This window comes from Micromonospora sp. NPDC005197 (assembly GCF_040608295.1).
In the GTDB taxonomy this organism is placed as follows: Bacteria; Actinomycetota; Actinomycetes; order Mycobacteriales; family Micromonosporaceae; genus Micromonospora.
Map to the genome: position 1 here is coordinate 13885 of NZ_JBEXHY010000042.1, position 14586 is coordinate 28470.

The window sequence follows — 14586 nt, forward strand, 5'->3', positions numbered from 1 at the left end:
AACAGGTCGGTGCGTCGGCCCGGTGCTCGATAGCGTGGCCAGGTGCCTCCCCAGATCCCACACTCCGACCCCGGCACCCCCGACACCCGCGGTCCGATGCGGTACCTGTGGTGGCTGGTCCGGTGCCAGCCCTGGCGGGTGCTGCGCGGCAGCCTGCTCGGCACGGCCTGGATGGTCGGGCTCTCGGCCCGGCCCTACCTGATCGCCCGCGCCGTCGACGACGGCCTGCGCGCCCGCGACAGCCGCGCCCTGGCCCTGTGGGTCGTGGCGATCGTCGTGGCGGGGGTGGCGTTGTCGTACCTGGGCATCATGCGACACCGCACGATGACCTTCATCCGGGAAGACGCCAAGGCCCGCTCGGCGGAGGTGCTGCTGCGTCAGCTGTCCCGGGTCGGCGCGGCGCTGCCCCGCCGTTCCGCCGCCGGTGAGGTCGCCACCGTGGGCGGTTCCGACATCGACTGGTCGGCGCAGGTGCTGACACTGACCGGGCCGGGGGTCGGCGCGATCGTCGCGTACGGGGTCATCGCCGTGGTGCTCTGGTCGATCTCACCGCTGCTCGCGCTCTGCGTGCTGGTGGGTATGCCGGCGGTCGCGCTGGTCGTCGGGCCGCTGCTGCGCCGACTGGAACGGGCGGAGTCGATCTACCGGAGGCAGCAGGGCGCGCTCACCGCCCGGTCCGGCGACATCGTGGCCGGGCTGCGCGTGCTGGCCGGGGTGGGCGGCCGGGATCTCTTCGCCCGACGGTACGCGGCCCGCTCTGCGGACCTGCGCGCCGAGGGCTACCGCGTCGGCGCGGTCGTCAGCTGGATCGACGCGGCGACCGTCGCCATCCCCGGCCTGTTCCTGGCGGCGGTGGTGTGGCTCACGGCCCGGATGGTGGTCAGCGGCACCGTCAGCGTCGGTGAACTCGTCGCCGTCTACGGCATCGTCGCGAGCCTGATCGTGCCGGTCTGGTTTCTCCTGGAGGGCAGCCACCAGCTGATCCGGGGTCGGGTCGCCGCCCGGCGGATCACCGACCTGCTCCGGCTCACCCCGGACGACGTCGGCGGGCCGGGTCGCCGGTGGCCGTCCGCCGTCCCCGACGCGCGCCACCCGCACGCGGTGGCCGCGCCGAACGGCCCCGCCGACCTGCACGACCCGGTGACCGGGCTGACCGTACGCGCCGGCCGGCTGACCGCGGTGGCCGCGGACGACCCGGCGGCGGCCGTGGCGCTGGCCGACCGGCTGGGCCGGTACGTCGTCAGCGACACCACCTGGGGTGGCCTACCGCTGACCCGGGTCGCCCTGGACGAGGTCCGTGCCCGGATCCTGGTCGCCGACCACGACTCGTACCTCTTCGCCGGGACGCTGCGCGACGTCCTGCGCCCCGGGACCGACGACGAACGGCTCGGCGCCGCCCTGCGGACCGCGTCGGCCGACGACATCGTCGACGCCCTCCCGGCCGGGCTGGACACCCCGCTGGACGCCCGGGCCCGGACGCTCTCCGGCGGGCAACGCCAACGGGTACGCCTGGCCCGGGCGCTGCTCGCCGAGCCGGAAGTGCTGATCCTCGTGGACCCGACCTCGGCCGTGGACGCGCACACCGAGGCGCGGATCGCCGAGCGGCTGCGGACCGCTCGGGCGGGGCTGACCACCGTGGTGCTCGCCACGTCGCCGCTGCTGCTCGGCCGCGCCGATGTGGTCGCGCACCTGAGCGGAGGCCGGATCACCGCCACCGGCAGCCACGAGAACCTGCTCGACCACGACCCGGGCTACCGGCACCTGGTGGCCCGGGGCAGCGACGATCCGGCGGCCGAGCGGCCCGCCGACGCCGAGGAGGCGTACCGGTGACCCGGCTGCCGATCGCGGACCGCGGCACCGTACGCCGTGCCCTCCGGGACATGATCAACCGGCATCGCCGGGCCGTCGGCGTCGTGCTGGCGCTGCACAGCGCCGCCGCGGTCGCCGGCCTCGCCCCGCCCTGGCTGTTGGGCGCCATCGTCGACCGGGTCACCGCCGGCGCCGGCGTGGCCACAGTGGACCGGCTGGCACTGGCGATCGCCGGCTGTGTCCTGGTCAGCGCCCTGCTCTCCCGCTACGCCCAGTACGCCGGCCACCGCTTCGGTGAACGGGCCGTCGCCGAGCTGCGCGAGGAGTTCGTCTCCCGGACCCTCGGGCTGCCGGTGTCGGTCGTCGAGCGCGCCGGCTCCGGGGACCTGGCCACTCGCAGCTCGGTCGACGTGGCGACGGTCGGGACCACCGTCCGGGACGTGGTGCCCACCATCGTCATCGCCTCGGTGCAGTTGACGTTGCTGTTCGGGGCGGTCTTCCTGCTGCATCCACTGCTCGGGGTCGCGGCGCTGGCCGGGCTGCCGTCGATCGTGGCGGTGACCCGGTGGTACCTGCGTCGGGCCAGCTCCGCGTACCTCACCGAGGGCGCCCAGGCGGCCGAGTTGACCGAGGCGTTGACCACCACCGCCGAGGGGGCCCGCACGGTCGAGGCGCTGCGGCTGGCCGACGACCGGATCCGGCACGGCACCACCCGCGTCACCCGGGTGTGGCAGGCCCGCCGGGCGACCCTCGCGCTGCGGACCGTGTTCTTCTCGGTGGTGGAGGCCAGCTATCCGCTGCCCGTCGCCATGGTCCTGCTCGTCGGCGGCTACCTGTTCGCCGCCGACCGGGTCTCGCTCGGCGCGGTGGTCGCCGCCGCGCTCTACCTCCAGCAGGCCATCGACCCGCTGGACCGGCTGTTGCAGTGGACGGAGCAGGCACAGCGCGGCTTCGCGTCGTACGCCCGGGTGCTCGGCGTCGGGCTGGTCCCACCGGAGCCGCCGGGGACCACGGCCACCTCGCGGGGCGAGCGGCTCGTCGTGCGCGAGGCGCGGTTCTCGTACGCCGACGGGCACGACGTGCTGCACGGCATCGACCTGGAGGTGCGGCCCGGCGAACGGCTGGCGGTCGTCGGCCCGTCGGGCGCCGGCAAGTCGACCCTGGCCCGGCTGCTGGCCGGCATCGACGCGCCACGGCGGGGCGTCGTCAGCATCGGCGGCTGCCCGGTCACCGACCTGGACCCGGCCGAACGCCGGCGGCGGATCGCCCTGGTCACCCAGGAGCACCACGTCTTCATCGGCTCGGTACGCGACAACCTCGCGTTCGCCGCACCGGACGCCTCGGACGAGCAGATGCGCGCCGCGCTGGCCACTGTGGGCGCCGACTGGTACGACGAGCTACCCGAGGGTCTGGACACCGCGCTCGGCGACGGCGCCCGGCAGCTCGGCGCGGCCGAGGCCCAGCAACTGGCGCTGGCCCGCCTGCTGCTCGCCGACCCGCACACGCTGATCCTGGACGAGGCGACCGCGGCGCTCGACCCGAGCACCGCTCGGCGGACCGAGCGGGCCCTGGCCGCCGTGCTCGTCGGGCGGACCGTCATCGCCATCGCGCACCGGCTCAACACCGCCCACGACGCCGACCGGGTGGCCGTCCTGGCGGACGGCCGGATCACCGAGATCGGCAGTCACGACGACCTCGTCGCGGCCGGCGGGGCGTACGCCGCCCTCTGGCGCTCGTGGCACGCCCACGCCGACGAGCGCCAGAGGTGACGGCCTACTTGACCGCGCCGGAGGTGAGGCCGGCCTGGATCTGACGCTGGAAGACCGCGTACACGATGATCATCGGGAGGATGGCGATGGTCAGCGCGGCGAACAACCCGGACCAGTCCGCCTCGTAGCCGGCGTTGACCGAGATGTCGGCGATGCCCTGGGTGAGCACCCACTTGTCCTTGGCGTTGGAGAGCAGCACCAACGGGAGCTGGTACTGCGCCCACTGCCCGATGATGTTGAAGATCGCCACGCTGATCAGACCCGGCTTCGCCATCGGCATCATGACCTTGAAGAACAGCCGGGTGTGCCCGCAGCCGTCGATCATCCCCGCCTCGGCCACCGAACTCGGCAGCGTCTTGAAGAACGCGGCCAGGAAGAAGATCGTGAACGGCAGCGAGTACGCGATGTAGACCAGCACCACGCCCTGGTAGGTGTCCAGCATGCCCAACTGCTTCACCACGAAGAAGAGCGGCACCAGGGCGAGGAAGACCGGGAACGCCAGCCCCGAGACGAACAGGTAGTAGATCGCCCGGTTGCCCCAGAACCGGTACCGCGCCAGCACGTACGCCGCCATCGAGCCGAGCAGCATGGTGCCGAAGGTGCTGCACGAGACCACGAGGACGCTGTTGAGGAAGTACCGGCCGACGTGCGCCTTGGTCCACGCCCGGCCGAAGTTCTCCCACCGCAGCTCCGCCGGGAGCGTCCACGGGCTGCTGAAGATCTCGCTGGTGTTCTTGAATGCGGCGAGGAAGGTCCAGAGGATCGGCACGATCACGATCACCGCCCACACGGCGAGCGCGATGTGTCCCAGGCCGGCGAAGAGCCGCACCTCCGAGCGGGGGCCCTTGCCGCGTCGGCCGGAGGGCGACGGGTCGCCGGTCTTCGGCGGTAGGGCCGCCGGCGTCGGCGGCAGCGTCGACTGCGGGTTCATCAGTACTCCACGCTTTCCCGCTTGGTGAGCCGCAGCGTCAGCGCCGCGAACGTGAGGGTGAGGAAGAACAGCGCCACGCCCATTGCGGAGGCGTAACCGTACTTCGAGTAGACGAACGCGTTGCGGTAGATCTCCATGGCCAGCACGGTGGTGGCGCCGTCCGGGCCACCACCGTCGACCGAGAGCACGGCCACGATGGCGAACGCGTCGAACGCCGCGATGCCCAGATAGACCCACGCGACCTGGAGGGTGTCCCAGAGCAGCGGCAGGGTGACCCGGAAGAACAGGGTCACCCTGCTCGCCCCGTCCATCTCCGCGGCCTCGTAGATCTCGCCCGGAATGGAGGCCATCCCGGCCGAGAAGAGCACCACGTAGAAGCCGACGGCCTGCCAGACCAGCACCGCGAGGATCGACCAGAGGGCCAGGTTCGGCTTGACCAGGAAGAGGATCGGATCCAGGCCGAGCTTCATCAGCACACCGTTGATCAGACCCGACTCGTTCGGCCGGTAGACCATCTGGAACAGCACCGCGATGATCGCCACCGCCAGGACCTGGGGGAAGAAGAACACCACCCGGTAGAACTTCGCCCCCCAGACTCCCTGGCGTTGCCCGCCACTGCTCTTGCCACCCACGTTGAGCAGGAAGGCGAAGAACAATGCGATGGCGATGGTGATCAGCGGCAGGGCAAGCAGCAGTACGCCGTGGTGCTGGACCGCCTTCCAGAAGGCGCCGTCGTCGAGCAGCTTCCGGTAGTTGTCGAAGCCCACCCACTGCGGGGCGGAGAGCCCTCGCCAGTTGGTCATCGAGATCTGGAACGCCTGGGCGTACGGCCAGATCACGAATGTCACGTACAGCGCGACCGGGGCGAACAGGAACCCGATCACGAATGGATACTTGCCGTGCCGCATGACCCTAGCTCCGATCGATCAGCGCTTGAACTTGGCGACCGAGCTGTCCTTCTTGATCGCGTCGGCGCGCTTCTGGATCCGCTCCACGAAGGCGTCCGCGTTGATCCGGCCGAACATCAGCTCGTTCGTGGCGCTGCGCGCCTCGGTGTCGAGCTCCTTGTACCAGCCGTCGAAGTACAGGTTGAACACGTCCTGCCCGGCCGCCTTGAGCGCGGCCTGCGAGCTGGCCACACCGGGCGGGAAGGCGAAGCCCTCCGAGCCGGCGGTGACCACGGTCGGGGCCTTGACCACCTCGGTGAAGCCCTTCGCGCCCGCCGTGGACAGCATCTGGCGCATGTACTCCAGGCCGCCCTTGGGGTTCTTGCTCTTCGCCGAGACGAAGTAGCCCTCGCCCGCGGTGGCCCGCAGCGCGGTGGCCGGCAGCTTGTCCGACGCGGTGAGGCTCGGCACCGGCATGAGCTGGTAGTCGAAGCCGGCCGGGGTGTCCTGCTTCTGCTCGCCCTCCAGCCAGTCACCGCTGGGGTACAGGGCCACCTTGTACTGGTTCTGCCGCAGCTGCACGTCGGTGTGCTTGAGCCCCTCGAAGCTCTTGTCGCTGAACTTCGCCCCGACCTCGGCCCACGCCGTGGCCGCCTGCTTGACCGCGTCCTGCTTCCAGGCGCCGTCCTCCAGGTTGTCGATGTTCTTCAGCACCTCCACGCCACCGATCTTGGCGGCCTGGGTGAGGATCACGTTCCACTGGTAGTACGCCGCGTTCGCCCCGGCGTAGCCGTACGGCGTGATGCCCTTGGCCTTGATGGCGGTGAGCAGCTTGATGAAGTCGTCCCAGGTCTTCGCCGGCGCCCAGCCGTTGTCCTTGAACAGCTTGGCCGAGTACCAGATGCCGAAGACGGTGGAGACGTAGTACAGCACGTACGGCTTGCCGTTGAACGAGCCCGCCTCGACGGTGCCCGGCACCACGGTGTCGCGGACCTTCTTGGCCGGGTCGTCGACCGACGGGGCGTCCCACAGCTCGGTGAGGTCCTGGAGCTGACCGTCGGCGACCAGCGCGCCGAAGTCCATCAGCTTCTCGCCCGAGTTGTTCACGAACTCCGGCGGGTTGCCGGACGCGAACCGCGGCTGGAGCACGGTGGAGATGGCCTGCGTGGACTGGTGCTTGATCTCCGCCTTGGGGAACGCCTTCTTGTAGAGCGGCTCGTGCACGTCGGTGGCGTACTTCTCGCCGTAGCCGCCGTTGAAGATGATCACCTCGATGGGGGCGTCCTCCTTGACGCCCAGCGGGTTGGTCGCGCTCTTGGTGCCTTCGGCGGCCTTCTCGTTGTCCTTGTCACCGCCGCTGCTCGTCGCGCAGGCGCTGAGCAGGCCGATGGCCGGAGTGGCGAGCATGCCCACGGCGGCGGCGCGACGCAGCACCGTGCGACGGTCGAGTGCGGCCGGGTGCTCGGGGGTAATCGACATCGTCGTCTCTCCTTGTGGAATTCGGGTCAGGCGGTGCGCCGGAGACGCCCGGCGTACCGCGACTCGAGGGCGTTGTTGTGCTCGTCCCCGCCGGGGACGTTGGCGGAGAGGTAGATAGGGGGTACCTCCCCGGCCTGATGGAACCGTCGTACGACCTCAGCGGTCAGCAACTGCGCCAGCAGCGCGGTGGTGACCGAGGAGACCGCACAGACCGCGCCGCCGCCCTCGAGCGGCAGCAGTGCGTCACCGTACGGCGCGCCGTTGTCCAGCACGACGTCGGCGAGGTCGGCGAGCCGTTGACCGGACGGGTGCCGTGGCGCCACCCGCGCGGTGTGCTCGACCGAGGTGACCGCGATCAACGGGTGACCGCGCTCGGTGACCAGCGCCGCCAGCTCGACCACCGAGCCGTTGATGCCGGACTGGGACGCCACCACGAACACGTCGCGCGGCTGGGGCGCCGCGAGGGCGTAGATCTGGTGGGCGATGGAGGGGTCGCGTTCCAGCTTGGGGTCGGCGAGCACGTCGCGCGGGGCGTCGCCGTGCACCACCAGGTCCCGTACCGAGAGCCGGTTGGTGGGGACCAGCCCACCGGCGCGGGCGACCAGCTCGGCGGCGAACGCCTCGGAGTGCCCGGCGCCGAACGCCTGGAGCACGCCGCCGGCGCGCAGGCTGTCGGCGATCAGGTCGGCGGCCCGGGTGATCCCGTCGGCCTCCGAGTCGAGCAGGCGGTCGAGCACCGGGCGGACGGCGTCCGCGTACCCCTGGGCACTGATCATGAGAGGGCCCCTTTCGCGGCCTTGTGCCCGTCGACGGCCTGCGCGGTGCGCCGGAAGGCCGCGTGGGCGCGGTCGTGGGTGCGCTGGGCGACGGCGATGTAGAGCAGGTCGAGCACCACCAGTTGCGGGTGGCGGGCGGAGAGGGCGTCCGGCCGGAAGGTGGTGGCCTGGCTGGCGGTGAGCAGCACGATGTCGGCCAGCTCGGCCAGCGGTGAGCGGGGAAAACCGGTGAGGGCGAGAGTGGTGGCGCCCCGGCTGCCCGCCTCGGCGAGCATCTCGATCGTCTCGCGGGTCTGGCCGGTGTGCGAGATGCCGAGCGCGACGTCGCCGACGCCGAGCAGCGCGGCACTGGCCAGCCCCTCGTGCACGTCGCTCCAGGCCCAGGCGGCCACCCCGATGCGGTGCAGGCTGAACTGCATCTCCTCGCCGACCAGGGCGCTGCCGCTGGCGCCGAAGATGTTCACCCGGCTGGCGCCGGCGATGGCCACCGCGGCGCGTTCCACCTCGCCGAGGTCGAGCAGCGCGGCGGTGTCGTGCATGGCCCGGGTGTCGGCCGCCATGATCTGGTCGAGCACCCGCGCGAGGGGGTCGGTGGGCTGGATCTCGCGGCCGATGTCGACGGTCCAGCCGGCCAGGCGGGCCCGGCCGGTCTCAGCGGCGATGCCCAGCCGCAGGTCGGCGTACCCCTCGAAGCCCATCGCCCGGCAGAAGCGGGTGATGGTCGCCGGCGAGGTGCCACTGCGCTCGGCAAGCTCCACAATGGTGGAGCGCGCGGCGGCCTCCGGGTCGCTGAGGACGTGCTCGGCGACGCGGCGCAGCGCGCCGGTCAGCTCGGCGAGCCCGTTGCGCACCCGGGCCAGCACCCCGTCGGAGGGTGAGTTCCTCCGGTCGGTCACGTGGGCGTCGACCACCGCGGTCCCCGCGACGGTGTCCACCTCGTGATCAACCATGGGTCGCCTCACCTTTCCGAAAAGACTGTTAACTGTTAGTGGTAAAAGTTCTTACTGAACGGCCCTCTGTGTCAAGACTGTGGGCGAAGTTTTCAAACTGTTACCTGGCGCACAGCCCTCCGCGCCGGCCCGAAGTTGCCCTCCGCGGCGGCGCCGACCAGCATGAACAGGCCCAGCACCGCGCAGCGCAAGGAGGCCCGTGCCGATGTCCGACACCGTCGTGGTCGGTCTCGACGTCGGGGGTACGTCCACCCGGGCGACCGCCCTGACCCTCGCCGGCGAACGCCTCGGCACCGGCCGAGCCGGCGGCGGCAACCCCACCAGCCACGGCGCCGAACGGGCCGCAGCCGAACTGTCGACCGCGCTGCGCGCCGCGCTCGCCGACGTCGACCCGAGCCGGGTGGCCGCCGGCACCATCGGGCTGGCCGGCGCAGCCCGGCTGCTCGCCGACCCCGCCGGACGGGCCGCCTTCGACCGGGCCTGGCACGACGCCGGCCTGCGCTGCCCGTACGCCGTACACGGCGACGCCCTGGTCGCCTACGCCTCCGGCACCGCCGAGCCCGACGGGACGGTGCTCATCGCCGGCACCGGCGCGATCACCGCGCAGGTCGTCGACCTGCGACTCGACCGGACCGCCGACGGCCACGGCTGGCTGCTCGGCGACGCCGGGTCGGGCTTCTGGCTCGGCCGCGAGGCGGTCCGCCGGCTCCTCGCCGACCTGGACGCCGGCCACGCGCCGGGCACGCTGGGCGCGGCGGTGCTCACCGACCTGGTGGGCAGCGCCGACGTCGCTCCCCGCCCCCGCGACACCGTCGACGCCACGATCCAGGCGGTCACCCGCCGGCCGCCGATCGACCTGGCCCGGCTGGCGCCACTGGTCGTCACCGCCGCGACCGACGGCGAACCGGTCGCCACCGCGCTGATCGCCGAGGCCGCCACCCACCTCGCCGGGAGCGTCGGCCGGATCCGTCTCGCCGGGGCGACGACGCCGGTCGTGCTCGGCGGCGGGCTGCTCACCGCGGACACCCCGCTGGCCACCGCCGTCCGCGCCGAGATCGGCCGACGCTGGCCGTCCGCGCCCCTGAGCACCGCCGGTGACGGGGCCGCCGCCGCGGCCTGGCTCGCCGCCCGCGAACTGCCCGAGCTGACCGACCCGGCCGCCCTGCACGCCCGCCTCTTCCCCGCTCCCTGACCACCCCATCGCGCCCCGCCGGCGCCCACCGCGCCCCAGCCACACGCCACCTCGCCGCGACACGCGCCGGCGACGACGCGTCGCTGCGACGGGCAAGATCGCGCCCGATCCAGGAAGTAGTGCCTCCCGCCGCGACGAAGGGACTCGTTCGAGGATCGAGCGCGACATGTCCGCGCGGGGCGCGATGCGGGCGCGGGGCTAGAGGGCGTCGAGGACCGTGGTGAGGCGGCGCCAGACGTGCGAGCGCCAGCCGCCGTCGAGCAGGGCGTAGGTACGCTGCTGGAGCGGGTCGTCCGGGTCGAAGCCGGAGTGTTCGAGGAACAGCCGGGTGCCGCGCCCCTCGGCGACGAGGGTCCAGGTCACCACGGTGTCCAGCGATCCGCCGCGCCAGGACCAGCACAGCAGGCGTTGCGGGTCCAGGTCGAGCACCTCGCAGTGCACGATGCCGTCGAACCCGGGGCGCGGGTCGGTGCGAAAGGTGAACCGGTGGCCGACGACCGGCACGAAGTCGGTCCGCATCAGCCAGCGCGCGATGAGATCAGGATCGGTCAGCACTCGCCAGACCTTGGCCGGCGGGTGCGGCAGGAACTGGTCCACCCGGATGGTGCCGCGCTCACTCATCGTCAAGCTCGTCCAGCACGTCGCGCAGCGCCCCGAGTCGACCGCGCCAGTACGCTTCGTACGGGCTGAGCCAGTCGGCGACCTCCTGCAGCGGCTCCGGCCGGAGCGCGTACAGCCGCTGCCGTCCGACCGGCCGCTCGACCACCAGGCCGGCCTCCTTGAGCACCTTGAGGTGCTCGGACAGGCTCGGCCGGCGCATGTCGAAGTGCTCGGCGAGCCGCTGCACCGGCTGCTGCCCGCCGTCGCGCAGCAGCCGCAGCAGCTCACGCCGGGTCGGGTTGGCCAGCGCCGCGAAGACGGCCGACTCAGACACGGGTCGCCTGGAGGACGATGCCGTTGCCGTCGGGGTCGTCGAAGGTGGCGTACCGGCCCCAGGGGGCGGACTGGATGCCCCCGTTGGCGAAGTCGACCCCCCGCTCCCGTAGCCGGGCGACGTCCGCGTCCAGGTCGTCGGTCTCCAGCACCAGGCCCTTGAGGGACCCGGGCGGCATGGTCGGGAACCAGGTGACCAGGGTGAGGGCGGTGGCGGCGCCCGGGGGCGCCACCTGCACCCAGCGCCCGCCGTCGGGGCCCATCGGGTTGTCCCGGACCAGGTCGAACCCGAGGACGTCGACGTAGAAGTCCCGGGCCCGATCCTGGTCGGTGACGGGTACGGAGAGTAGTTGCACGTGGGTCACGGTCATGCCGACCACAATAGGTAGGAGATTTCCTACCGGTCAAGCCGACACCCTACTTGAGCTGGCCCGCGGTCAGGCCGGCCTGGACCTGCCGCTGGAAGGCCACGTAGATCGCCAGCACCGGCAGCACCGCGATACTCAACCCGGCGAAGAGCCGAGCGTAGTCCCCCGCGTAGCCCTGACTGACCGACAACGCGAACAGCCCCTGGGCGAGCATCCACTTGGACTCGTCGCCCTGCATCAGCACCTGCGGCAGCAGGAACTGGTTCCAGTGACTGAGGAAGTTGAAGATCGCCACACTGATCAGTCCCGGACGCGCCATCGGGAGCATCACCCGGAAGAAGAGCCGGAAGTGACCGCAGCCGTCGACCATGGCCGCCTCGGCCACCGAGGTCGATAGGGTCCGGAAGAACGCGGTCAGGAAGAACACCGTGAACGGCAGCGAGTAGGCCGCGTACACCAGGATCAGTCCCGTCCAGGTGCCGAAGAGGCCGGCGTTGCGGACCACGAAGAACAGCGGCACCAGGGCGAGGAACACCGGGAACATGAGGCCGCCGACGAACAGGTAGTAGACGATCTGCCGGCCGCGGAACTCGTACCGGGCGAAGACGTACGCGGCGGCGGCGCCCATCAGCATGGTGAGGCTGACCGAGCCGGTGACCACCACGAGGCTGTTGAGGAAGTACCGGCCGATGTGCGCCCCGGTCCACGCGCGCGCCCAGTTGTCCCAGCTCAGCGACGCGGGCAGCCCCCACGGGTCGGCCAGGATCTCGCCGTTGGTCTTGAACGAGCTGAGGAACATCCACAGCAGCGGCAGGACGGTGAGCAGGCCCCAGAGCAGCAGGAAGCCGTGCGAGAGGGCGTTGGCGACGCCGAATTCCCGGCGGACGGGACGGTCCCGACCCGGGGTCGGCGTCGGCGCGGCGGCGGTGGGCTGGTCCAGTGTGGTCACGAGTACTCGATCCGATCGCGCCGGCCGACCCGCAGCGACAGCACCGCCACCGAGAGGGTCAGGAAGAACATCACCACGCCGATCGCCGAGGCGTAGCCGAACTTGGTCTCGCTGCCGAAGGCGGTGTCGTACATCCGTACGCCGATCACGTCGGTGGAGAAGTTCGGTCCGCCGTTGGTCATGAGCTGCACGAGGATGAACCCGTCCAGGGCGAAGATGGCCAGGTAGACCCAGGCGACCTGCACGGTGTCCCAGAGCAGCGGCAGGGTGATCCGCCGCAGCGTGGTGAACCGGGACGCGCCGTCGAGCAGCACCGCCTCGTAGATCTCCTTCGGCACGGCCGACATCGCGGCGCCGAACAGGACGACGTAGAAGCCGACGTTGCTCCACACCATCACCGCCAGCACACACCAGAAGGCGGTCGCCGGGTCGCCGAGCCAGGTCGGCGCGGGCAGGCCGACGGCGTGCAGCGCGCTGGTCAACAGCCCCTTGTTGGGGTGGTAGACCTCCTTGAACAGCAGCGCGATGATCACCACGGAGAGCACCTGCGGGAAGAAGTACACGGTGCGGTAGAACGCGCCACCGCGGACCCCGGTGACTCCGGCGCGGCCCCGGCGCCCGCCCAGGGCGAGCATGGTGGCGAAGAAGAGCCCGAACCCGATGGTCAGCACGGGCACCAGGGCCAGCAGGATCACGTTGTTCTTCAGCGCGTTCCACACGTAGTCGTCGTGCCACAGCGCCGTGAAGTTCGCCAGCCCGACCTGGTTGGCGTCGGCCGAGTAGCCGAGCCAGTCGGTGGTGGAGATCTGGAACGCCTGCAGGTACGGCGAGACGACGAAGAAGACGTACAGCAGCACCGGCGGCACCAGGAACGTGACGATCAGCGGCCACTTGCCATGTTTCACGGTGGACCTCTCCCGGAGTGCGACCGGTGGGGGCGCGCTCGCCCCCACCGGCCGGGCTGTCAAGCCGCTCGCTTGTACTTCTTGATCGAGCTGTCCTGGGCGATCGAGTCGGCGCCCTTCTGGCACTGGTCGAGGAACTCCGCCGGGCCGATCCGGCCGCTGAAGAACTCGCCGCACGCCGCGTCGACGAGGTTGCGCTCCAGCTTGCGGTAGTAGTTGTTGTAGACCCAGTTGAAGCCGTTGGCCCCGGACGCGTCGAGTGCCTTGACCACGGTCTTGAGCCCGTACGGCAGCTCGACGCCCTCGGTGGCGCCGGCGACCACGGTGAGGCTGGCAACCTTCTTGGTGAAGTCCTGCGCGCCCTTGCGCGACAGCATGGTCCGGAAGTACTCCAGACCACCGGCGACGTTGCGGGCCTTGGCCGGCACCATGAACGGCTCGCCCGCGGTGCCCCGGATCGCCTCGAACGGCAGCTTGTCGCCGCTGCCCAGGCTGGGGGTGGGCGCGATGGTCATGTTGAACCCGGCCGGCGTGACGTCCTTCTGCTCGCTCTCCAACCAGGAACCGCAGGAGATGAAGGCGGCCTTGCCCTGGCACCAGGCGGTCTGCGACTGCTTGTGGTCCAGGCCGGGCGAGCCCTCCAGGATGAACTTGTCCTTGACGATCTGGTGCCACGCGTCGGCGGCGGTCCGCATCGAGTCGGACTTCCAGGCGTTCGGCTCCAGGTTGTCGATCGCGGTCGCCACCGACGGCCCGCCGAGCTTGATCGCGGTGGCGATCAGCGGCCAGCTCATGTAGCGCGGGTGCAGGCCCGCGTACGTCCAGGGGGCGATGCCGGCCGCCTTGATCTGCTTGCACTGCGCGATGTGGTCGTCCCAGGTCTTGGCGTACTCCCACTTGCGTTCGGTGAACAGCTTCTCCGAGTACCAGATGCCGTAGGCGGTGTAGGTGTAGTTGAGCACCAGGAACGTGCCGTCGTACGAGCCGACCTCCACCGCGCCGGGCAGCAGGGTGTCCTTGACGGTCTTGCCGGGCACGTCGAGGCTCGGCGCGGCGAGCAGCTCGCCCAGGTCGGCGATGGCGTTCTGGCTGACCAGGCCGTTGAAGTCGATCTGGCTGGCGCCGGAGTTGTTGACCACGTCGGGTGGCGTGCCGTCGACGAAGCGCGGCTGAAGGGTCTTGCTGATCTCCTGGGTGGCGGAGTGCTTAATCTTCGCCTTCGGGTACTTCTCGGTGTACATGGCCTCGTGAGCCTTGGCGTACTCCTCACCGAACCCGCCGCCGAAGATCACCACCTCGAGCGGGGCATCCTCTTTCACGCCGAGCGGGTTCTCGGCGCTCTTGGTGCCCTGGTAGGTCTCGGTATCGCCCTTGTCACCGCCGCCTGTCGCACAACCGCTCAGCAGACCGGCGGCGGGGGTGGCCAGCAGGCCGGCGGCGGCGCTGCGCCGCAGGATGTCACGCCTGTTCATCAGATCTCCTCGGGTCGGGTCGGGCGGATCGCCGGAAGTGGGGGGAGGCGTCCGCCGCGCGAGGCACGTCGATTCTCTTCAGTTAACGCGTTGTTGCTGAAGAATTCTTACGACAGGCCGGCCCGGACTTCAAGTCCTGACTGTCGAACCGTTATCACCACCGGCC

The 14586-nt window shown here is 71.1% G+C and carries 14 protein-coding genes; 3 read left to right on the forward strand and 11 right to left on the reverse strand.

The annotated features are described in order from the left end of the window. Window positions 1-96: 96 nt before the first annotated feature. Window positions 97-1830, forward strand: coding sequence for an ABC transporter ATP-binding protein (locus tag ABZU46_RS16270; RefSeq protein ID WP_354858446.1), 1734 nt, complete (start codon window positions 97-99; stop codon window positions 1828-1830). Window positions 1831-1880: 50 nt separating this feature from the next. Continuing rightward, complete coding sequence (locus ABZU46_RS16275; RefSeq protein ID WP_354858448.1) at window positions 1881-3578, forward strand: ABC transporter ATP-binding protein; 1698 nt, start codon at window positions 1881-1883, stop codon at window positions 3576-3578. A 4-nt stretch (window positions 3579-3582) separates the two neighbouring features. Here the strand turns inward: ABZU46_RS16275 and ABZU46_RS16280 are convergent, their stop codons facing one another. Genes ABZU46_RS16280 through ABZU46_RS16300 form a run of 5 tightly spaced genes read right to left on the reverse strand, consistent with a single transcriptional unit; the run spans window position 3583 to window position 8601 of the window. Beyond that, a complete protein-coding gene (locus ABZU46_RS16280; RefSeq protein WP_354858380.1) occupies window positions 3583-4509 on the reverse strand; it encodes a carbohydrate ABC transporter permease in 927 nt (308 codons plus the stop codon). After that, window positions 4509-5417: a sugar ABC transporter permease gene (locus tag ABZU46_RS16285; RefSeq protein WP_354858382.1), complete on the reverse strand. Its 909-nt coding sequence runs from the start codon at window positions 5415-5417 to the stop codon at window positions 4509-4511. The genes ABZU46_RS16280 and ABZU46_RS16285 overlap by 1 nt, the downstream gene beginning before the upstream one ends. A gap of 18 nt (window positions 5418-5435) precedes the next feature. Continuing rightward, window positions 5436-6875, reverse strand: coding sequence for an N-acetylglucosamine/diacetylchitobiose ABC transporter substrate-binding protein (gene ngcE / locus ABZU46_RS16290; protein WP_354858384.1), 1440 nt, complete (start codon window positions 6873-6875; stop codon window positions 5436-5438). A gap of 26 nt (window positions 6876-6901) precedes the next feature. Next, window positions 6902-7651 (reverse strand): SIS domain-containing protein, encoded by a 750-nt coding sequence (locus ABZU46_RS16295; protein WP_354858387.1) that lies wholly within the window; start codon window positions 7649-7651, stop codon window positions 6902-6904. Then, the gene (locus ABZU46_RS16300) at window positions 7648-8601 is read right to left on the reverse strand and encodes a MurR/RpiR family transcriptional regulator (RefSeq protein WP_354858390.1); all 954 of its coding nucleotides are present in this window, start codon (window positions 8599-8601) and stop codon (window positions 7648-7650) included. Before ABZU46_RS16300 ends, ABZU46_RS16295 begins: the two co-directional genes overlap by 4 nt. 205 nt (window positions 8602-8806) lie before the next feature. Between ABZU46_RS16300 and ABZU46_RS16305 the strand changes: the two genes are divergently transcribed. Beyond that, window positions 8807-9793, forward strand: a complete 987-nt coding sequence (locus ABZU46_RS16305; protein WP_354858392.1) for a BadF/BadG/BcrA/BcrD ATPase family protein — start codon at window positions 8807-8809, stop codon at window positions 9791-9793. A 198-nt stretch (window positions 9794-9991) separates the two neighbouring features. On the opposite strand, the gene ABZU46_RS16310 is transcribed toward ABZU46_RS16305, so the two are convergent. Genes ABZU46_RS16310 through ngcE (ABZU46_RS16335) form a run of 6 tightly spaced genes read right to left on the reverse strand, consistent with a single transcriptional unit; the run spans window position 9992 to window position 14420 of the window. Continuing rightward, a complete protein-coding gene (locus ABZU46_RS16310) occupies window positions 9992-10414 on the reverse strand; it encodes an SRPBCC domain-containing protein (protein ID WP_354858394.1) in 423 nt (140 codons plus the stop codon). Further along, window positions 10407-10727, reverse strand: coding sequence for a metalloregulator ArsR/SmtB family transcription factor (locus tag ABZU46_RS16315; RefSeq protein WP_354858396.1), 321 nt, complete (start codon window positions 10725-10727; stop codon window positions 10407-10409). Before ABZU46_RS16315 ends, ABZU46_RS16310 begins: the two co-directional genes overlap by 8 nt. Continuing rightward, on the reverse strand, window positions 10720-11097 hold the full coding sequence (locus ABZU46_RS16320; protein WP_354858399.1) for a glyoxalase superfamily protein: 378 nt from the start codon (window positions 11095-11097) through the stop codon (window positions 10720-10722). The genes ABZU46_RS16315 and ABZU46_RS16320 overlap by 8 nt, the downstream gene beginning before the upstream one ends. A gap of 46 nt (window positions 11098-11143) precedes the next feature. Further along, window positions 11144-12043 carry a carbohydrate ABC transporter permease gene (locus ABZU46_RS16325; RefSeq protein WP_354858401.1) on the reverse strand — a complete coding sequence of 300 codons (900 nt, stop codon included), beginning with the start codon at window positions 12041-12043 and terminating at the stop codon, window positions 11144-11146. Next, window positions 12040-12948, reverse strand: coding sequence for a sugar ABC transporter permease (locus ABZU46_RS16330; RefSeq protein ID WP_354858404.1), 909 nt, complete (start codon window positions 12946-12948; stop codon window positions 12040-12042). Before ABZU46_RS16330 ends, ABZU46_RS16325 begins: the two co-directional genes overlap by 4 nt. A gap of 59 nt (window positions 12949-13007) precedes the next feature. Further along, window positions 13008-14420 (reverse strand): N-acetylglucosamine/diacetylchitobiose ABC transporter substrate-binding protein, encoded by a 1413-nt coding sequence (gene ngcE, locus ABZU46_RS16335; RefSeq protein ID WP_354858406.1) that lies wholly within the window; start codon window positions 14418-14420, stop codon window positions 13008-13010. Window positions 14421-14586 lie beyond the last annotated feature (166 nt).